12 protein-coding genes and 1 riboswitch are annotated in these 20,397 nt (G+C 65.3%); of the genes, 4 read left to right on the top strand and 8 right to left on the bottom strand.

Annotation, left to right across the window (positions count from 1 at the left end):
- Nucleotides 1-13: 13 nt before the first annotated feature.
- Nucleotides 14-1,714, top strand: coding sequence for an exo-alpha-sialidase (locus tag KF886_07540; protein MBX3177194.1), 1,701 nt, complete (start codon nt 14-16; stop codon nt 1,712-1,714).
- 981 nt (nt 1,715-2,695) lie between these two features.
- On the opposite strand, the gene KF886_07535 is transcribed toward KF886_07540, so the two are convergent.
- The 3 genes from KF886_07535 to KF886_07525 all read right to left on the bottom strand — a co-directional run bounded on the left by KF886_07535 (nt 2,696) and on the right by KF886_07525 (nt 8,447).
- Nucleotides 2,696-6,247: an AAA family ATPase gene (locus KF886_07535; GenBank protein MBX3177193.1), complete on the bottom strand. Its 3,552-nt coding sequence runs from the start codon at nt 6,245-6,247 to the stop codon at nt 2,696-2,698.
- A complete protein-coding gene (locus KF886_07530; GenBank protein MBX3177192.1) occupies nt 6,244-7,503 on the bottom strand; it encodes a DNA repair exonuclease in 1,260 nt (419 codons plus the stop codon). The genes KF886_07535 and KF886_07530 overlap by 4 nt, the downstream gene beginning before the upstream one ends.
- A 119-nt stretch (nt 7,504-7,622) precedes the next feature.
- Nucleotides 7,623-8,447, bottom strand: coding sequence for a hypothetical protein (locus tag KF886_07525; GenBank protein MBX3177191.1), 825 nt, complete (start codon nt 8,445-8,447; stop codon nt 7,623-7,625).
- Between the two features lie 276 nt (nt 8,448-8,723).
- Here KF886_07525 and KF886_07520 point away from each other — a divergent pair, with 276 nt between their 5' ends.
- Entirely contained in the window at nt 8,724-9,443 is a 720-nt protein-coding gene (locus KF886_07520) for a phage Gp37/Gp68 family protein (GenBank protein MBX3177190.1), read from the top strand.
- Nucleotides 9,444-9,464: 21 nt separating this feature from the next.
- On the top strand, nt 9,465-10,448 hold the full coding sequence (locus KF886_07515) for a three-Cys-motif partner protein TcmP (GenBank protein MBX3177189.1): 984 nt from the start codon (nt 9,465-9,467) through the stop codon (nt 10,446-10,448).
- Here KF886_07515 and KF886_07510 read toward each other — a convergent pair.
- The 3 genes from KF886_07510 to KF886_07500 form a co-directional block, all read right to left on the bottom strand.
- The gene (locus KF886_07510) at nt 10,445-11,878 is read right to left on the bottom strand and encodes an IS66 family transposase (GenBank protein ID MBX3177188.1); all 1,434 of its coding nucleotides are present in this window, start codon (nt 11,876-11,878) and stop codon (nt 10,445-10,447) included. The genes KF886_07515 and KF886_07510 overlap by 4 nt on opposite strands.
- Before the next feature lie 342 nt (nt 11,879-12,220).
- Nucleotides 12,221-14,440, bottom strand: coding sequence for a hypothetical protein (locus KF886_07505; protein ID MBX3177187.1), 2,220 nt, complete (start codon nt 14,438-14,440; stop codon nt 12,221-12,223).
- A gap of 211 nt (nt 14,441-14,651) precedes the next feature.
- The gene (locus KF886_07500; GenBank protein MBX3177186.1) at nt 14,652-15,692 is read right to left on the bottom strand and encodes an exo-alpha-sialidase; all 1,041 of its coding nucleotides are present in this window, start codon (nt 15,690-15,692) and stop codon (nt 14,652-14,654) included.
- Between the two features lie 204 nt (nt 15,693-15,896).
- On the opposite strand from KF886_07500, the gene KF886_07495 reads away from it, so the two are divergent.
- On the top strand, nt 15,897-16,355 hold the full coding sequence (locus KF886_07495; protein ID MBX3177185.1) for an NUDIX hydrolase: 459 nt from the start codon (nt 15,897-15,899) through the stop codon (nt 16,353-16,355).
- 6 nt (nt 16,356-16,361) lie between these two features.
- Here the strand turns inward: KF886_07495 and KF886_07490 are convergent, their stop codons facing one another.
- The gene (locus KF886_07490) at nt 16,362-18,698 is read right to left on the bottom strand and encodes a HEAT repeat domain-containing protein (protein MBX3177184.1); all 2,337 of its coding nucleotides are present in this window, start codon (nt 18,696-18,698) and stop codon (nt 16,362-16,364) included.
- Nucleotides 18,695-20,014: a Gfo/Idh/MocA family oxidoreductase gene (locus KF886_07485; GenBank protein MBX3177183.1), complete on the bottom strand. Its 1,320-nt coding sequence runs from the start codon at nt 20,012-20,014 to the stop codon at nt 18,695-18,697. Before KF886_07485 ends, KF886_07490 begins: the two co-directional genes overlap by 4 nt.
- A gap of 121 nt (nt 20,015-20,135) precedes the next feature.
- A riboswitch (cobalamin riboswitch) is annotated at nt 20,136-20,330 on the top strand.
- The last annotated feature ends 67 nt before the right edge of the window (nt 20,331-20,397 follow it).

Genomic DNA, 20,397 nt, shown 5'->3' with positions numbered 1-20,397 from the left:
GGAGACCGATAGAATGACCCGATTGCTATCCTGCTTCGCCGTATCGTTCCTCTTGCCGTGTCTCGCGCAGGAAACGCCCGCGCCCGCCGAGATCTGGAGCCCGGTCGTGCTGGGCGAGCGCACCGGCGGCGCCATTCTGTTGCCGGACGGCACGATGAAGCGGTTTGTCTCGGAAGGGCTGGGCGAGAACCTGTACCGGAATTATTCGCTCACGTCGTCGGACGGCGGCTTGACGTGGGGCGATAAGACGTTTGAGTTCGAGGGGAAGCGCGCGAACCTTCCGCTGCTGGCGCAGGATGGCGAATACCACCTCTTCCCGATGGAGGTGCGCCACGAGGGCGAGGGCCGGCGCGAGATCGCGGTCAATTACTTCATCGATGTGTGGCACGTGCGAACTTCGAATGGCGGCACGCAGTGGGAGCCGGCGCAGCGCATCTTCGAGGGCTATGTCGGGTCGATCAATTGCGTCCTGCAATTGAAGTCCGGCCGCATTCTGCTGCCCTTCGCGGAGTGGATCGGCGGGCGACCGCAGGGCCCGCCGTTCGGCGCGAATGTGAGCACGTGCATGTACTCCGACGATGGCGGGGTGACGTGGCATAAGTCGCCGGCGCAGCTGACGGCTCCGCGGCACACGGACTACAACGGCAGCGGTTACGGCGCGTGCGAGCCGGTGCTGATCGAGTTGAAAGACGGGCGCGTGTACATGCTCGCGCGCACGGAGACCGGGCGCCTCTACGAGTCATACTCGCACGACGGCGGCGTCAACTGGGAGCCGCTGCGGCCGTCGCGTTTTCTGGGGACCGATGCGCCCGCGGCCTTCCTGCGGCTGCCGGACGAGCGCATTCTACTGTTCTGGAATGGCTGCGAGAAGCCGGGGCGCGTCGGAAAGGACGGGGTCTACGGCGGGCGCGACATCGTGCACGCGGCGATATCCGACGACGAATGCCAGACGTGGCGGGGCTTCCGCGAGGTGTACCGCGATCCCACGCGGAACGATACGCCGCCGCGCACGGGCGACCGGGGCACGGCCTATCCAATGCCGTACCTGGCGCCGAATGGCAAGGTTATCGTGATGACGGGCCAGGGCCGCGCGGGCGCGACGTTCACCTTCGATCCCGACTGGCTGCTGGAGACGGACGCGCGAAATGCCTTCGAGAACGGTCTGGAGGACTGGTCGGTGTTCAAGCCCTTCGGGCCGGCGGAGCGCTGGTGGCGGGATCGCGTACAGGGCGCCGTGTTGGTGGATCACCCGGAGCGTGACGGCGCGAGGGCGCTCTGGATCCGGCGTCCGGACGAGAAGGATGGCGATGGCGCGGTCTGGAACTTCCCAATGGGCGTCGCGGGCGAGGTCTCGTTGCGCCTGAAACTCCACGAGGGCTTTGGCGGGGCGCGGATTGCGCTGATGGACCGCTTTTTCGATCCGGCGGATCCGGCGGGCGATATCGAGGCGCCGTTTACGCTGAACATTGAGCCGGATGGCCACATTTCGATCGCCGACAAACTGACGCCGGGCCAGTGGCACACCCTCAAGTTCGCGTGGAGCCTGCCCGAGCGTACCTGCGTGGTTTCGGTGGATGGCGAGGAGACTGTGTGGATCGGTCAGGCCTACCGCGAGCCGCTGGGGGTGAATTACATTCGTGTGCGGTCGCTGGCGGAGGGCGTGGACAACGCGGGGCTGCTGCTGATGTCGGTGGAGGCGAAGGTGGCGGAGTAGCGCTCAGAAACCACGCGACCGCAGCGACATGTGCCACGCGATTCCGCCTCAGGCGGATTCGTGTGCCCGTCGTCCAAAACGCACAGGCCAGCAAACCACGCGCAACTTCAGCGGCATCTCCACAATCCAAACCACAAACCGCGCGCGGATTCATACCTCGCAGGACGCGGGCTTCATCTTGCTCCAGGCACACGAACAGGCGTTGCCTGATCGCGTGGCACAGTTGCGTATCCCCAATACGGGAAAAAGGGATGTGCCACGCGATTCCGCCTCAGGCGGATTCGTGTGCCCGTCGTCCAGATCGCACAGGCCAGCAAAACCCACGCAACCTCAGCGGCATCTCCACAATCCAAACCACAAACCGCGCGCGGATTCATACCTCGCAGGACGCGGGCTTATCGTTGCTCCAGGCACACGAACAGGCGTTGCCTGATCGCGTGGCACAGTTGTGTGTCCCCAATACGGGAAAAAGGGATGTGCCACGCGATTCCGCCTCAGGCGGATTCGTGTGTCCGTCGTCCAGATCGCACAGGCCAGCAAAACCCACGCAACCTCAGCGGCATCTCCACAATCCAAACCACAAACCGCGCGCGGATTCATTCCTCGCAGGACGCGGGCTTCATCTTGCTCCAGGCACACGAACAGGCGTTGCCTGATCGCGCGGCACAGTTGTGTGTCCCCAATACGGGAAAAAGGGATGTGCCACGCGATTCCGCCTCAGGCGGATTCGTGTGTCCGTCGTCCAAAGCGCACAGGCCAGCAGAATCGGCGCGCCGTCAGCGGCTTGTCTCCAATTAGAACTCCAAACCGCGCGCGGATTCATTCCTTGGCGAACGCGGGCTTCATCTTGCTCCAGGCACACGAACAGGCGCTGCCTGATCGCGTGGCACGTTCGTCGGCCCGTCGTCCGGTGCGCGGGAGGCAATGGATCGCGTGGCGCGTGCGTGTGACTCTTCTCGCGATTGATGCGTCGAACCTGGGCTACCCCGTCAGGGACTGGACGAAAAGCTGTTTCTTGTTGACGCGATCCCGCGCTATTTCGACGAGATGCTGGTGGTGGGTGAAATAGATGACCTGGGTGTGGCGGGATACTTCGGCGAGAACCTCCAGAGCGGCGGCCGCGCGCTGGTCGTCGAAATTCACGAGGATATCGTCGAGTATAAAAGGTAGGGGCGCATGCCGTTCGAGGTGGCGCTCCAGGCTGGCGATGCGCAGCGCCAGGTAGAGCTGGTCCGCTGTCCCCTCGCTCATGCCCTCGACGCGGACGGGCGTCCCGGAATCCGCGCGCACGCCGCACAGCACGTGCTCATCCTTTTCCGTCACATCGGCGCGGAGTTCGGCGAAGGCGCCGAGGGTCAGTGTGTGGAAGATCTGGCCCGCGCGCGCGAGCATCGGCTCCTCGTTCGCGGCGCGGTATTGCTCGATCGCGGTGCGCAGCACGTGCGCGGCCAGCTTCAGGCGCGCGTAGGACGCAACGTCCTCTTCCAGCCCAGCGATAACGGACTGCGCCTCTTCCTCCAAGGCGGCGGCGGTGTCGCGCCCGTCCATCTGGCCGAGTTTCGCCTTGCGATCGCCGATGCTTTCCTGCAACGCAAGGCGCTCGCCGTCCAGATCGGCGATCGTATCGGCCAGTTCGGGCAGCTTCGCGCCAATGGCGTCGGCATCCGCGCCGTCGGCCATGGCGAGGAGCGCCTCCAGGCCCGCGCCCGCGGAGAGCGCGAGCAGGCGCGCCTCGATCTCCCGCAATTCGGACTCAAGTTGGCGTCGGGCCTCCGAGGCCTTCTCGGCTCCGGGCAGGTCCTCCGGATCCGTAACGCCGGCCTCCGCACAGAGCGCCTCCCGTTCAGCGTTTACCTGCGCCAGGGTGATCTCGGCCTCGCGCATGCGCCCCGCCTCCGATTCCCGCTGCTTTTCGAAGCCATCGCGCGTCTGGCGCGCGGCGCGGGCTTGCTTGAGGGCCGCGTACAGCGCCTGGACCGCCGCCACGGCGTCGCCGCCGGTGCGTTCCGGTGCGGCGGCCGCGAGCAGCTTCCGCACATCCTCCTCAAACGCCGCGCCGTCGCGCCTGATCCGCGCGATGCGCTCCCGGTATTCGTCCGCCTTCTCCGCTTTCCCGAGCAGGCCGTTGATGGCGTCCACCACGGCCAGGACCTCGCCCGGCGAGGCGGTTGCTGAGAGGCCCAGCGCCTCCGCGAGTGCGCCCCATTCGGTCTGCCATTCGGCCAGCCGCTCCTCCGCCCGGTTGCGGGCGTCTTCCGCCTCGGGAATCGTGTCGCTTTCAAGTTTCTCCAGCTGGCGCGCGGTCTGGTCGCGCGACTCGCGCGCGGCCCGCTGCGTTTCGACCCATTCCTCGGCGCGCGCGATGGCGTCCGCGATCGCGCATCCGCCGGGCAGGGGTGGCGCACCGGCCTCGGCGAGGGCGGCGTCAATCGCCCCACAGGCGGCCTCGGCGGTGGCGGCGAACGCGCGCGCGGCGCTTTCCGCGTCGCGGTGCGCCTGGATGTCATCCAACAGATCCGCGTGCGCCTGCTTCCACGCGGCCATTTCCTCGGGGGACCGCGGATCGATGGCCGCCGGGGTCCACGCCGCTTTCCACGCCACCTCGATCGCTTCGAGCGCTTGCGCCTCTTCGGATTCCGCCGCGCGCGCAGCATCCAGGCGCTCGCCCAGGCTTTCGATGGCCGACTCAAGCTGCGCCCGCGCGGCGACGCGATCGGCTTCGTTTCGCAGGCGGTCCGCCACCACATCGGCGCTTTCCACCAGGGCGGCGTAGGCGTCCGCGAGGGTGGCCGCATCGGGATGCGCCTCGCGCGCGCGCGCAAGCCAGTCGCGGGCTTCGGGGGAATCAGCCTTTTCCGGCGGTATACCGGCCTCCCACGCTTCGCGGGCGAGTTTCCACCCGGCCTGGCGTTCGCGGCGGACGCCTTCGAGGGCGTCGAGCGACGGCGCGTCGTGGGCCCGGCGCAGCGCCGCAAGCTCGGACTCCGCCTGCCGTAACTCCGACGCCAGGGCTTCCGACGCTTCGCGGCGGGCGTCGCACAGCTTTCGCGCGTCCCCCAGATCGATACGGAACCGCTCGATGGTGGCGGCGGACGGAACCGGCAGCGCCTCCAGCGACGCGCGGTCGCCGGACCACAGGCCGAGCCGCGCGATCGCCGCGTCGATGGCGGCCGCGAGGTCGCGGGCTTCCCGCGCCCGCGCATCCCGATCCCGTTCCGCGGCGGCGTCGCGCGCGGCCTGCTTCAGGGCGCGCTCGGCGGCGGCGGTATCCAAAACCGGCCCGTGCTTCTCGAGGGCTTCCGCCGCGCGATCGCGCTCCCGCCGCCACTTCTTCAGGGCGTCATCGGCGGCGGCGAACTGCGCCTTCAGGGCTTCACCGGCGCGCGAGAGTTCGTTGATGCGCTGCGCCTGGCCCGGGGCGAGCCGCAACTCCTCCACCTGATCGAGGGTCCAGTGGGGGCGCAGTTGTTGCAACTCGCGCGCAGCCTCGGCTTCCAGGCGCGCAAGCGCGGGCGCCAGCTCGCGCTCCACGTCGGCCAGCGCCTTCTGGACCTGCGCGCGGCGTTCGTTCAGTTCCTCGATGGGCTCCTCATGCGCCAGCAACACCGCATCCACAGCGATCCCCGCCAACTCGCGGTCAAGCTCTTCGAGCGCCTTCCGGGCGGCATCGTGGCTGGCCTGCGCGTGCGCGGCCTCGGTCTGGCAGCGCTGGCGGCGCTCGGAAAAATCCTCGGGCAGCAGGACAGCCCCGGCGAGTTCACCGAGACGCGCCCGGCCGTCCGCGCGCCGTGCGACAAGCGGCAGGGCGTCGTGGAGCCGTTTCAGGCGGGCCTCCTCCGCGCGCGCGGCCGCCAGGGCCGCGCCGATCTCGTCGCGGCGCGATTCCAGGTCGCGGAGTTCGGCGTCGAGCGCCTTCCAGTCTTTCGTGGACAGCTGCGCCGCCTTGATCTCGCTCCGTAGGTTTTTTAACGCGCCCAAGGCGTGGTTGACGCGGGGTTTCTTCCCCAGGGGGCTGAAGAGATCGGCGGCGTCGCTCTCCAGGCGGCCGAGCAGCTCCCGCAGGTGGCCGAGGCCCGCCGCGGCGGAGAACAGCGCCTGGCCCACGTCGCCGTGGCCCTGCACCAGCGCTTCCCCGCCGCCCACGAGCTGGGCGTGGGACAGGCCGAAGAAATTCTCGAATGCCGCCTGGTCCACGCTGCCGAGGAAAGCGTCCAGCGCGCCATCGGGCAGCGCGTCGCGTTCGTCCGCAGACAGCAGCGTATTCTTGTTACCCTTGCGGCGGACGAAGGCCAGGGTGTCCTTTCCGTTGTCCAGCGTCGCGCCGATCCGGAGGTTGGCCATGGGATGCTGAAAGTCGTCGCCGGTCCGGGCGGGAATTCCGTAGAGCAGCTGCGTGATGGCGCGGAGCGCGGTGCTTTTTCCAGCCTCGTTTGGGCCGTAGATCAGGTGGAGGCCTTCCTGGCCACCCGACAGGTCGATCGTACGCCCGGTGAAGGCCCCGAAGGCCTGGAGGTGGAGCTCGCGGATCCTCATGCGCCGCGATCCATCGCGAGCCACGCGGCCCGCACCAGGGACTCCGCCTCATCGAGCCACGCGGCGACGCAATCCGGATCGTCCAGCGGCGCCTCCGCGCTCCATTCGCGGGGCAGCTTATCCCGGAGCGGCGCCAGGACCGCCGCCGCCCGCGCGAGGGCCTCGGGATCGGCTTTCATCGCCGCCACAACCCCGGCCAACTCCGCGAGGGGACCGCCATCGAAGGCCGAGGTATCCACCGCCCGTTCGGGGCGCGTCCGCACCCGGACCTTCTCGATCCAGACCCGGTCGCCGCCGTAAACGTTGGCGATGCTCTGGATGTCGTACACCAGTTGCGGGGTATCCGCCGCGAGTTCGCCGTGCGCCGGGCTTTCCCCCGTGAAGATCACGCGGGCGGCCAGGAGGCGATCGTCGCACTCCGCCAGCGCGGCTTCGAGGCGTTCCTGAAACAGGTCGAGGCAAGCGGTGGAATCGGGGCATTTGGAGACGTCCACCGCCAGCTCGGCCCACCGGAGGACGTCGAGCGCGCGGAAGTCGACTTCGTGTTGGCCGCCGTCGTGCACGGTCACCAGAAGGCAGCCTTTCTTGTCCGTTTCGCGGATGTGGCGGCCCTGGATATTGCCGGGATACCAGATCGCGGGATCCGCCGCGCGCACGCACTGGAGCTGGTGGATGTGGCCGAGCGCCCAGTAGTCGTAGCCGAGGTGCTGGAGCCCCTCCACGGTGCAGGGCGCATACGTATCGTGGCCCTCGTAGCCCGTGAGGCTGGTGTGGAGCAGGCCGATGTTGTAGCAGCTCGGGATCGCCGCGGGGTAGGCGGCGGTCAGGTCCTGCGTCACCGCCTTCGTGGCGAAGCCCTGGCCGTGCAGCGCCACACCGAGGTCGTCCAGGCGGATGGTCTTCGGCTTCCGCACCGGAAAAACGTGGACGTTCTCCGGCAGCCGGACCCCTTTCGTCATCACGCTTTCCGCGTCGTGGTTTCCCGCAATGAGAAAGACGGGGATATTCGCTTCGCGGAGGCGTCCCATCTGTTTTGCGAAGAAGAGCCCGGTGTTGTGGTCCTTCCAGTCGCCATCGTAGACGTCGCCGGCGATCAGGAGGAAGTCGACTTCCTCTTCCAGCGCCACGTGCACCAGGTTTTCCAGGGCGCGCCGGGTCGCCCCGCGGATCGCTTCGGCCGGGGCGCCCTCATAGCGTCCGAGCCCGCGCAGAGGGCTGTCCAGGTGGATATCCGCCGCATGGATAAAGGTGAACATGCCGGTTACTTTACACGGCGCGGCTTCGCGCCGCAACCGGAAATGCGGGAACTCGGATAGCCTTACGCGGCGGCGCCAGGCCATCTCACCGGCTCAACACCCGTTCCCAGCCCCGAATATCATGCGTTCAGCGCAAACACCCTGTTCTTCGCCGGCCGGCTGAAAGGCTTTGAATAGTGGTAGATTTCGGTGGCGTCGGGCCCGTCCGGGTTCACCCGGGTGGGCTGTTCGACCACCCAATCGGCGAAGTGCGGCGCGTTAAACGCCACATACGCGAGTTGCAGCCGATCGATGGGCGCGGGGTAGTCCCGCGTGAAGTCCGGGTAGGCCACGGGGCCCGTGTCGACCTGGTAGCGCTTTCCGTCCAGATCCACGTTCATCGTCTTGGTCGGACACTCAATCACGGCGCGCCATTTTTCGTCCGCGCTCCAGATTTCCGTCTGCGTCACGATCGGGATGGCCGCCGCGGTCGCGTCGCGAATCGCCTCCCACGAGTCGAGCTCAACCGCGTTCGGGACCTCCCGCAGCTTCAGTTCGGGCGCGCCCCAGTAGGCGTCCACCGGGCTCACGGTCCGGTAGCGATCGCTGAGCCGCACGGGACGCCGGAACACCAGCCACTCACCGTCGCCGAGAATCGGAAGGAAGTCGTAGTTGTCCTCGTGGAAGAGGTCTTTTTCCGCAAAGGTGTGCTCGCTCTTGCAGGAACCGCACTGCAGAAAATCCGTGAAGGCCCCGGTTTCGGTGTTTATCACGCGCGTCCGGCTTTCCACCCAGAAGCGAACCGCGTTGAAGGACGCTGTATTGCAAATGAACGAGCGCCCGTAGTCCAGCGGCGTCATCGCGTCCGGCGCGGAAGCCGCCGCCGCGCTTGCCGGTTTGCCGGCCAACGATAGGACGCCAGCGGTGAGGGCCGATTGCATCATCTCTCTGCGCGATGGTTTCACGGTCAATTCCCTCAGTTGATTGCCTTGCTTTCGCCCGATGAGCTTACTCACATTTATCGACAGGCGTCGGGGCTACACAAGGTGACGATGTACGATGGAAGATACGGTCTACCTGCGGATATCGTAGCAATTTCCCGGGATTGGTACAATGACTCCAACGGCGCTGATGGTCGGCTGCGTGATGAGCATTCACAATGCGGCAATTTCCCCGACTCGTTTAACCCGCCATTGACAACTACAAATATTTTCAGTATCCTATCGCTAAGGAGAAAGCTTGTGGCACAGGACTCAACGATTGAGTGGACAGATGCAACTTGGAATCCGGTGACTGGCTGCACAAAAGTTAGCGCCGGGTGCAAGTTTTGCTACGCTGAAAGAATGGCAAAGCGCCTTCAGGCTATGGGCAAGCCTCAGTATGCAGCGGGTTTTCAACTGACGCTCCAACCGCACGCTCTCAAACTCCCATACAAGTGGGTGAAACCGCGGTTCATATTCGTCAACTCAATGAGCGACCTTTTTCACAGAGACGTCCCTCTCGACTACATCCGCCAAGTCTTTAAGGTTATGAATGATTGCGCGCAACACCAATTTCAGGTGCTGACGAAGCGCCCCGAACGGGTAGCAGAATGTGCGGATTCACTTGAGTGGACGCCAAATATATGGATGGGTACAAGTGTAGAGGACGAGCGCGTCGTTGGAAGAATAGACCACTTGCGATCAGTACCCGCACAAGTACGCTTTCTTTCAATCGAGCCGCTAATAGGTCCGCTCCCTACGCTCCTACTAGATGGAATTGACTGGGTAATCGTTGGCGGTGAATCGGGACCGGGCGCAAGGCCTATGGCGGAGGACTGGGTCATCGCCATTCAAGAGATGTGCATGGAAAGTGGCGTACCGTTTTTTTTCAAGCAGTGGGGTGGGCAGAATAAGAAAAAAACTGGTCGACTTCTGCTTGGCAGAACCTGGGACGAGATGCCGGTCCAATTGACGTACTAGAAAAGCACCGGGGAGAAATCAATGGCTGATGACTTCGACACAATTTGGGAGGCGAAGCGGCACACACTCGCGAAACACCAGATTCTACAGTCATACTTAGGCGCTTGGGTAGCGATACTCGGTCGCGAAGTATCAAATCGTAGTCCTTCAACGAAGGAGCTACGGGTTTTTGATGCATTCGCAGGGCCGGGAGTATACGAGAACGGTGAAGCAGGAAGCCCCGTGTTGGCGATAAATACAATCTTGAACCACGAGGCCGAATTGAAACGTCCAGTCCGTTTGACGTTCATAGAGGAGGACGCTAAACGATGCGCCACGTTGCGACTTCAGATCGCAGCCCTACAAGAAAAGATTGACGCGTGCAGCTCCATCCAGTCGGTAAAGTGTTTCGATGGCGATTGCATTTCACTGCTTGATGAATGGATTGACAAGATAGATAGTGAATCAAAGGAGTTGGGACCCGCCTTTTTCTTTCTCGATCAATTCGGATACTCAAAGGTTCCGATGTCGATGATCCAAAAGATAATGCGACACAACATGTGCGAATGCCTGCTATTTCTGAATTGGTCGCGATTTGGAGTGTATCTAAGCGACAAAACAAAGTGGCCAACATTCGATAAGGCTTTTGGAGGCGATGAGTGGAGAGCCGCGTTAGAAGTTCCATCGCAGGATTCCGCCCGTACGATGCAAGCTTCATTCAAGAAGGCCCTACAAGACAAGGCCAAAGTTAAGTACGTGTGGCATTTCGCGATGTGTGACGATCGGAACCAACTTACGCATTGGCTATTCTTCTGCACAAATCACATCCGTGGTCTCGAAGAAATGAAGAAAGCGATGCGAAAAACAGACGCGACAGGCGCCTTTTCGTTTTCGGACCGCGTAGACCCTGCCCAGTTTCAGTTACTCGACTACTATGACGAAACTGCCTTGCGCGAAGATATTCGGAAGCGTTTCCGCGGCGAGACCGTATCAGTAAGTGAAATTAGACACTTTGTAACACTTTAGCGGACTGAAGTGGACTTTGCGGGTAGCGGTGGCAGCGAGCCCGTCTCGAGGAATTGTTTGAGGGCATGGCTGATGGCGTCGACGGGATTGTGCCCGCGCTTTTTGAGGGTGAAGAAGACGCTCATGAGCAGGGCCTGTATGTCGGCGCCCGTACCGCTTCGGTTTCCGTAGCTGTTCTTGCGCAGGAGGACGGCGGGGCGAATGGAGCGCTCGGCGAGGTTGTTTTCGAAGGGGACGCCGGGCCGGTCCAGAAAGGTGAAGAGTTCGTCGCAGTGGCGTTTGAGGCGTTTGACAAGGCGCCGCGCCTGCGCGTCTTCCCAGGGCATGGCGTTGAGTTCATCGAGGCGCTTGGATAGCAGCGCGCGTCGCGAAGCGTAGGCTTCGGGCGTGTGTTCATCCTCGCGCCGGGAAAGGCGGATGGCGTCTCCGAGCAGGCGCCGCAGCTTTTTAGCGAAGGCCGCCCAGTCCTCGCCGGGCGACTTGTAGCGCTCGACGTGTTCGAGATCGCGCAGCAGGTGCACCAGACACTTCTGCGCATGGGCGCACGCCACGGCGTTGTAGGGCCCCCAGAAGTCGGCCACCAGCGTGCCCGCGAACTCCTCTATGAAAAACTTCTTCAACGCGGGCTGACCGCGCGACTGGTCGATCAGAAAATAGCTCAGGTCGCTGCTGGCGAAGCACCAGAGCCAGTGGGTCTTTCCATCCACGCGCCAGCCGGTTTCGTCGGCGTTCAGCACCGAGGACCTGAGCGCTTCGCGCTGGATTTCCTCGTGCCAGGGCAGGAGTATTTCCGCCAGGCGCCGCCACATGTGCAACAGGCCCCCGGGGGTGACCTTGAAGTAAAGGTGGAAGTTGAAAACGTCCGCGATCTGCGCGAGCGAGTTGCCAAGGCAGTAATGGAGCCAGGCGCTCAGCACCAGCGCGCGATTGCCCACGGTGGCGCCCGGCAGGGCCGCGCTTACCGGGGCTTCAACCTTCTTCTTGCACCTGGGACACCAGTCCCGGTGGATGACATGCTCGGTCACTTCCGGCCTGGTTTCGGGGATATCCTCGGTGTAGCGCGTCCGCGTTTCCTCGCAGCGGTTGAGGGAGCCGCCGCAATCCGGGCAGCAGGCCGCGCGGTGCGCCTCGCTGCGATCGATCTCCTCCGGGGCCGGTCGCCGGCTGCCCGCGTGGCCCGCTTTGCGACCGGGCTTCTTCTTGCCGCGACCGGAGGACTGGGGCTTGGTGTACACCGGCTTCGCGCCCGAAGGCGTCGAGGGCGTGTTGTGGGCGATCGCGGGCAGGGCGGCCTGGTGCTCGGCCAGCATCTTCGCCTGCGCAAGCAGCGCGAAGATTACAGATTCTTCGCCGCGAAGGAAAATCGCACGCGCCGCCTCTTCCGTCAGCGAGGCCCCAAGGGGAATATCTTGCAACAGCGAGTTCGCCATGCGCACACTATCGCATACCACATGCTGTGCGTACAACACGCGACAAAACTACATATAGATGCTTCAGACGGCTAAAGTGTTACTTTTTTTTTCTTCGTGCCCTTCGTGCCCTTCGTGGTGATCAATGCCTTGGTTGCGGCCCAAGGCTGCCCAGTGCCCTTCGTGGTGATCATTTCTTTGGTCGCGGCCAGGGGCTGCCCCGTGTTCGTTCGTGGTTGAAAAACCTCTTCGCTTCCGACGGCTAAACTGTCACGAAATGTAAATGCGATTACCCTGCCCCCGCATACAAACCGGGCGCCCGCGGTGGGGCGCCCGGCAATGCATGACGTTTCCAGTGGCCGATTATTCGGTCTCTTCGATGAAACCGTAGTACAGCCCCATGTAGTAGGGGAGCAGAAAGACCGTGCCGCTTCCCAGGCTTCGCCCGTTGCCGCCGTAATCGAGGTTCCACGGGTCGGTGTTCCAGTGGTGGAAGAAGCGCTCGGACACCGGGAGCACCTTGCCGTTGTTCCGGTAGCCCCGGTTGATGGGCCGCGCGGCCTCGGCGGGCTCGAAGGCCGCCTGACGGTTCAGCCGGACGATGTCGAGCCGGTGGCTGTTCTTGTGCGCCCAGTTGAAGCGGTCCAGCGGGAAGTCGTAGAGCGTCGCCATGCTGTCTTCCAGCCAGCCGTCCCACGGCGGAATCGGGTGGATGCCGTAGGGATTCCGGTAGAGCACATCGCGCCCGAAGGCGGCGTAGGCGAAGTTGAAGAAGGGATTCATCTCCGGCTCGGTCAGGATGTACTGCGAGTAGAAGGAGTAGAGCATGTCGTGCTTCAGCTCTTCGTTCTTCGTGTACTTGACCAGGTTGTAGTAGCACATCACCGCCATTTCGTCGTCCGACTGGTTGCCGGAGCCGACGCCGCGCTGGATCTTCGTGACCATCGCGTTGGTGTCGTAGGCGTGCTCTTCCATGAGCTTGTTGATGTGATCCGTGTATTTCTGGTCCCCAAGCATGTGCTCCGCCACGGTGAGGTACGAGAGCATGCTGAGGGACTTGAGCCCGCGCTCGGACCACCAAACCCAGTGATGGTTAAGGGCCTCCGGGCTATAATCCGACCAGCGGGTCGGCGTGCCGTCGTGATCGGTGAGCGTGTAGTTGTGCGCAATAATGTGATCGGTGAGGTCGCGCACCACCTCGCGCACCCGTTCCTTCTCCTCTTCGGTATCCGCAACCAGGTCGTAGTAAAGCGGGTAAAAGTAGTAATGCCCGTCAAGCTCGTCGGAACTCGTGTCGCTTTTCCAATACCACTTGCCGTCGCCGCTCTTCGGCCAGCGCGGCTCGTAGACCTTCCAGGCGGAGTCCTGGGTCTGCTGGTGCTGGCGATCGCGCTCGATGCGCCCCTCGTTCGGATCCGGAAGGTCGGTCGACAGGATGGTGCGGGCCACATAGCCCTTCGGCGGGCGGATATCGCCGGTCTGGGTGACTTTCTGCAGGAAGCGCAGGGCCTCAAAGGCGCGTTTGGCGCGGTCCTTCGCCTTGGGATCGCCGGTTGCGGCGTAGGCATAGCACTCGCCCGCGCCATACATCGCCGTCCAGAGGCCGTCGTTGTCGCTGTCGTGGTAGTGAATGACGCTCGTGTCGCCCGGTGTATCCGTGCTCACCTCCGAAACATACCCGAAGGGCGTGCGGCGGATATACTTCTCCATCGCCTCTTCGTAGATCTCGGCCTTCTCGGCGAGCGTCATGGGGACGCGGCGGATCGCGCCGACGCCGTTCGCGGTGGCGAACCAGGCCGTGCCATCGGCGTCCACGGCGACATCGCGCACGTCGTCGTTCGGCAGCCAGCGCTGGCCCTGGCGGTAGGACCACTTTCCGTCCTCCAGGCGGATGGCGCCGATTCGCGTGCCGAACCACATGGCGCCGTTCGGGGCGGCGGCCACGCTGGTGAAGTCATTGTAGGGGAGACCCTCCTGGCCCGTGTAGAAGGTCCAGGAATCGCCGTCCTGGCGACCAATGCCCGCGAGCGTGGCGAACCAGAGGCGGCCCTGGCTGTCGAAGGCCGCGCCGCGCACGTCGTGGGTGGCCCAGGTGCGGCCCAGGCCGTCCGTCACGGATATCGCCTCGAAGCCATTTCCGGTCTCGCGGTAAAGTCCCGTTTCTGTCGCCGCAACCAGATAGCCTTCGGGAGACTCGGCCAGCTGCCGCGCGGCTCCGGGGACCAGTTCGACGGCTTCGGCGCCCTCGACGCGCCGGAAGAGCCCCCGATCCGAGGCGACGACACGGTGATCGTCGCGCCAGACCGCGTCGTTGAAGAGGTGCTCCTGGGTGGAGTACGGGTCCGCCTTCCAGGCGCCATCCTCGAAGCGCGCGGCCCCCTGATCGGTAACGGCGACAACCGCGCCCTCGACAATGGCCAGGTGGGCCACATTATTGGAGGGCAACCCGTGCTCCGTGGTGTACTTCTCGGCAACGTCCTGGCCGAACCGACCGGACTTGGCCGGAGGATTGTCGGCGTGGACCGCCGCCGACACCAGCAGGGCCGCCAGCGCGGCGGCGCCCGCGATTCGCGTGCGTATCATGGCGTATGAACTCCTTTCGCTATGAGGGAACCCCGCACGGAACCGGCGGAAACGAAATTCAGCCGGTACCATTGCGCCCAGGGTGGACGCGCGGGCCTGTCGTTTATAGCATATTCACGAGAGCCTGGGAAAGACGGTCAACACATGAAAATAGCCCGCCGGGGACGTTTGCGGGGTCCACCGGCGGGCTTTCTCGTACAGGATAACTGGCCTACAGCGCGGACAAGGGCACGATCCAGCAGCGCACGCGCTCGCGCTGGTAAGTATACGTAATCACAACATCGCCCGAAGTCGTCTGGATGATGGCCGGGTAGGAAAACTCGCTCCGGAGGTCGGGATCCGCCTCCAGGTGCGCGACCGTCTTCCAGGTCTTGCCATTGTCCTCCGACATCGCAAGATCCAGCGGCGTGCGTGCGGCCCAGTTGCCGGCGACGGGGTTGTAGACCAGCAGGATGCGCCCATCCTCCAGGCGCACGGCGTCGAAGCCGCTGTTGTTGTTGGGGAGGCCCGAATCGTAGACCGGCGTCCACGTCTTACCGCCGTCCGAGGAATCGGTTCGCCAGGCGTGGCCGCTCGTGGAGCGCATCAGGGCGTGGACCTGCCCCGGTTCGGATTCCCAGAAGGTCGGCTGAATGATGCCTTTGCCCGTCAACTTCGCGGGATCGAACTCGAAGTTTGCGGAACGTTCCCAGGTCTTGCCCTGATCGCCTGATCGGTCCGCGAAGGCGTTCCAGCCCTGGTGCTCCGTCGACGCGGGGGCCAGCCAGGTCCCATCTGAAAGGATGATGGCCTTATTCTTGACCGGGCCGCGGCCACCCTTATCACCCGGGACCAGCTCCACCGGGTCGCTCCAGTCCCTGCCGTTCTCGCTCTGCATCCAGTAGGTTTGCCAGAAGGGGATTTCGGGGCCCACCTTGAAGAACAGATGGATCGTCCCCGCGTCATCGCGGAAAAGCACCGGGTTCCAGTGCGGCGTGTCGTTGATCTTCGCGGCGCGCTGCGGATCGGTCCATTTTTTGCCATCCCAGTTGGCGTACCAGATGCCCACGTCGTCGTCCTTCTCCGCCGTGCCGCCGAACCAGGCGGCCACGAGGCCGTCCTTCGTCTCGGCGACCGTGGAGGCGTGGCACTGCGGGAAGGGGCGTTTCGCGCCGAAGACGAAATTTACGGCGCCGCCCGCGTCGCGCACCTTGTTCGCGAATTCCAGCGGCCACAGCCCTTCCGCGCCCGCCGGATGCGTCCACCCCGCCATCATACCCCCCGCCGCAAGCGCCAGCGCGCCGCGCCGGACCAAATCAAACATGCGCATACTCCTGTTTCCTCTCTCATTCTCGTTTAATGCCTTTCCGGGCGGGAGTCGCCCGGCCCGGGACCAATCCGTATAATACGCACCGCCCGCGCGGGATGTAAACGCGCCTGCGGGGTGCAACAAGATACAGGCGGGAGGCGCCAGCCCATGGACCACGAACCGAAGTTGCCGCGCATTCGCGTTGCCGCGATCATCGTCGAAGATGGCCGGATCCTGCTGGTGCGGCATCAGAAGGACGGCCAGTCGTACTGGATGTTGCCCGGGGGCGGCGTGGACTACGGCGAGACGCTGGCGGAAGCGCTCCGGCGCGAGTTGCGGGAAGAACTGAACATCGAGACCGCGATCGGCGCCCTGATGCTGGCCAACGACAGCATCCCCGAGGATCGCCACCGGCATATCGTGAACCTGTACTTCGCCGCGCGGATCACCAGCGGCGAACTGCGGACCGGGGGAGACGCGCGTGTCGTCGAGGCGGCGTTCCACCCGCTGGACGGCCTGGAGGACCTGCCGGTGCGCCCGGTCTTCCAGACACTTCTCAAGACAGCCATCGCCGAGGCCAGCGAATCGGCGCTGGATCCCTACCTCGGAAATCTCTGGGTGGATTGAGTACCGTTACTCGGGGATGAGCCCGATTTCATGGATGACCCAATCGCTTTCCGGGGCGTCCGCGGTCTGCTCGATCCGGAGCATGCGCCCGGAGAAGGGCCGCGCGAAATCGATAGGGGTCACGCCCGGCGCGCCGACGCCCTCGGCAACGGGCTCGCCTGGAGGGGCGCCCGCCTCGTACAGGTAGACCCGGAACCCTCTCGGGAAGGCGTCCGGCGTGCGCGCCGTGTCCAGGACAATTCCCCGGAGCGCAATGGAACGGTACAGGTCAATCTCAATCCACTGTCCGGGGGTTTGCCCGCCCGGAACCTGCCAGAAGGTGTCGGTCCGCCCGTCGGCGGCGCGGCGGGCCTCATCGGCGGCGGCGGACGCCGTTGCGCGGAAAAACTGCCGCCGGATCGCCAGGGCCGCGACGTTCGCCTCCGCGCGCACCTCGGCGTTCGCGCGCAGCCGCTCCGCGAGGTCCAGGGCCGCGCTGCTTCTCAATTCGCCCAGGCCCGCCAGGACCGCGCGCTTGATCCCCGGCGTGTCGGACAGCGCGAGCGCACGCTCGAATCCGGCCACGCGATCATCCACCGGCGCCCCGGTGTCCAGCCGCAGCATGCGGATGAAGCCCTCAAGCGCGGCGTGGCGCCTGTCGGAGTCGCTCTCGTCCGCCGCGATCGCGTAAACCGCTTCCCGGGGCGCGGGCGTCCGCCAGCCGCAGAGCGCCCGCACGGCGGCTTCGCGCACGGGCGCCTCCGGCGACCGCACCGCGTCCCGCACCAGCGAAAGCAGGCGATCATCGCCCAACTCGGCAACAATTGCCAGCAACGAGGCCCGAGCATCCGGATCCGGCGCGGCGCGGAACACGTCATGAAGCGTATCGGCCCGGGCGCCGGTTGCGGGAATGCGCCGAAGCACGTGAAGGAGCGCGCGCCCTCCCTCGGAGCGGGATTCCTCCTCCCGCGCTTCGAAAAACAGCGCGACCATGCGGGGGAGGGCGTCCGCGCGGGCCAGCGCGCCCACAGCTTCCCAGGCGCCGCGCCGCACCTCGTCCGTTTCGTACGCGACGGTATCCAGCAGGATCGGGACAGCCTCGACGGCTTGCCGCGCCGCGAGCAGGGATGAAATCAGCGCCTTCTGCTCGGGCGTTGCTTCGTTGAAGGCTCTCAGAAGCGCGCCGTTGGAGCCGGCGTCCGGCAGGCGCGCCAGGCTGGATCGCGCGCGGTCCCCGGCCTCCTTGTCCGCGCCCGCGGCAATAGCCAGAAGCGCGGGAACCACCGTCTCATTGCCCAGCGCCCCGAGGGCGTCGATGGTGGCGAGGCGCACGTCCTCGTTGTCACTGCGCAGGCCGCCAGCGACCACATCGAGCGCGGCGGGGTCGCCGCGATCCGCCAGGGCGCCCAGCAGCGGGACCTGCGCCTCCGGCGGGACCGCCGCGAGCAGGCTGACAAAGCGCGCGGTGGACGGCGCGCCCCCCGCGTTCCGGATGGCGCCGCGCGCGGCCGCCATCCACACCGGCTCCGCGGAAAGGTACGCCTCCGCGATCATCGGCGCGGCGTCATCCTCCAGAAGTCGTGCGCGCCCGGCAAAGGCCCCCAGGCGCACGGGCAGGGGACGTTCGGTAGTGAGCAGTTTGCTGTACAGGCGGTCCGCATCCAGGACGCGATCCCGCGCGGCGTACCACTCCGCGCAGGCGAGCAGCGCGTCATAAGCCGCCGGGCGGAGCGTGTCGGGCAGCGAAGTCGCCGCCTCCCGTAATGCCGTTTCCGCCTCCGGTCCGCCGATACGTCCCAATCCGGCGATAGCCGCGCGCACGGTGTCGGGATCCTCCCGCGCGAGCAAGAGCACGAGCCTGGTGATTGCGTCGCGACCGCCCCGGGCGGCCAGGGTCCCGGTGAGCCCCGCGGCGGCAGGGCCCTCCGCCGATTCCAGGGCGGCCCAGATAGCGTCGTTGATTTCGGCGCCGGGAATCTTCTCCAGCGCATAGCGCGCGGCGGTCCCGACCTCGGGGTCGCCAAGCCAGGCGATCAGCGCGCCGGCCTGCTCCGTGCCGCCGATCAGGTAGAGCTGGCGGCAAGCGAAGACTTTGCCGGCATAGGTCCTCGATTCGTCGGAAAGTAGCCCGGCCAGCGCGCTGGCCAGGTCGTCCCGCGACACGGGGTCGCCCTGCGCCGCCAGCACACGTTCCCTCAGATATTCCAGTGGGGCGGGATCATCGCCGTAGTCCCACGCCCGCGCCTGCGCAAGCGCGGCGTCGAGCGAGAGGGCGGGCGGTTCCGGGGACTCCTGCGCGGCGGCGCCCGCGACGAACAACAACACAATCAACACTTGGCCTGTGAAGTATGCGCGGGGAATCATGTGAGCACCCACGGGCCGCGCATCGGGCGGCTCAGGAGGCGGTTGGCCTCGGGATCGTTTACGAAATGCTCGCCTTCCGGATTCCACTCCAGGCGGCGTTTCAGCCAGTAGGCGATGTTGCCAAGGTGGCAAACGGTGGCGGTATGGTGGCCGATTTCGGCGTTGCAGACGCAATCGCGGCGGGTTCGTATGCCCTCCAGCCAGTTCTCGTGGTGGTCCCGGCTCCGGTAGAGCCGCACCTCGCCGGCGCCGATCAAGTCGTATTTCAGTGACGCGGGATCCGTTTCCAGGTACTGCTCCCGGTTGACGCGCACCGCCCCGCGATCGCCGATCCATTCCACGGCCCCGCCCGGTCCGCTTCCCCCGGCGCCCCCGTGGTACATGCGGACGCCATTGGCGTAGCGGTACGTCAGCCGCTCCGCGCCGTTTACCCCGGGGGGCGTGATTTCAACCGGGCCGGTGTGATCCGTCCCAAGCCCCCATTGGGCAATATCAAAATGGTGCGCGCCCACATCGGTCATGCCGCCGCCCGCGTATTCCCGGTAGTGGCGCCAGCGCGGCCAGCCGTCGTAGGTCGCCGGCGGGCAGAGCACCGCGCTGTAGGGACGCCAGGGGCAGGGGCCCAGCCAGAAGTCCCAGTCGAGCCCTTCCGGTTGCGGGTCGGCGGGGAGGTAATCCTCCGCGGGCGGCCCGCCCACGTTCACATGCACGGAGTGGACCTGCCCGATCCGCCCGTTGCGCACCAGTTCGCAGGCGAAGCGAAAGTTGGCGTCCGAACGCTGCTGGCTGCCCACCTGAAGAATTCGCCCGTAACGGCGCACCGCGCGCACGATGGCCTGGCCCTCGGCAATCGTGCGGGCGAGGGGCTTCTCCAGGTAGATGTCCTTCCCATTGCGCGCCGCTTCCACCGCGTTGAGCGCGTGCCACTGGTTGGGCGTGGTAATCACCACCGCGTCGATATCCGGGCGCGCGCAGAGTTCGCGGAAGTCGTTGTAGTGTTCGCAGGACTGGTACGCCGTCTCGGCGAAGCGCGCGGCGTAGAAATCGTTCGTTTCGGCGGCGGCCCGCTCCCGGCGGCCTCGCTCCACATCGGCCACGGCAAGCACCTGGACCGTGTCGCGCCCGCGGAAACTTTCAAGGAGCGTGCGGGCCATCTTTCCCATGCCGATGAAACCGAGGGCAATGCGGTTCGACGGGGCCACCGCCCCGTCCAGACCCAGCGCGCGTCCGGGGACAATGGCCGGAAAGGCGCAGGCCGTGGCGGCCAGGCTGCGCTTCAGGAAGTGTCGGCGCGAGGGCGGCGTATACTCGGGCATGCGTGGGGTACTCCGTTGTTTTCGGCGAACGGATTCGTTGCGTCGATGCACCATTCGACCACGGAACACGGGAAAAGTTCAACGCGCCGCGTATTTTGTTTGACATGCCGCGCGGGCGCCCGTATACTCGCCCTTGCCGGTCGCCCCTGTGCGGCCGGTCCCGTGCGGGCGCAGGGAAGACGGTGTGAATCCGTCGCAGTCGCGCTGCTGTAACCGGGGACGAACGCCGCAATAGCCACTTTCCGCAAGGAGGGGAAGGCGCGGCGTGTAGGCCGATCCGGAAGCCAGAATATCTGACCCGCAACGGGGGTTTTGCAACAATTCGCGGGAAAGTTGTTGCGGGACAGGTCTCATGTGCGGTTCCTGCCCCTGATCCACTTCCC

The organism is Candidatus Hydrogenedentota bacterium (assembly GCA_019637335.1).
In the GTDB taxonomy this organism is placed as follows: Bacteria; Hydrogenedentota; Hydrogenedentia; order Hydrogenedentales; family JAEUWI01; genus JAEUWI01.
Note: the sequence above shows the minus strand (reverse complement) of the source record. Positions and strands in the feature narration are given on the sequence as shown.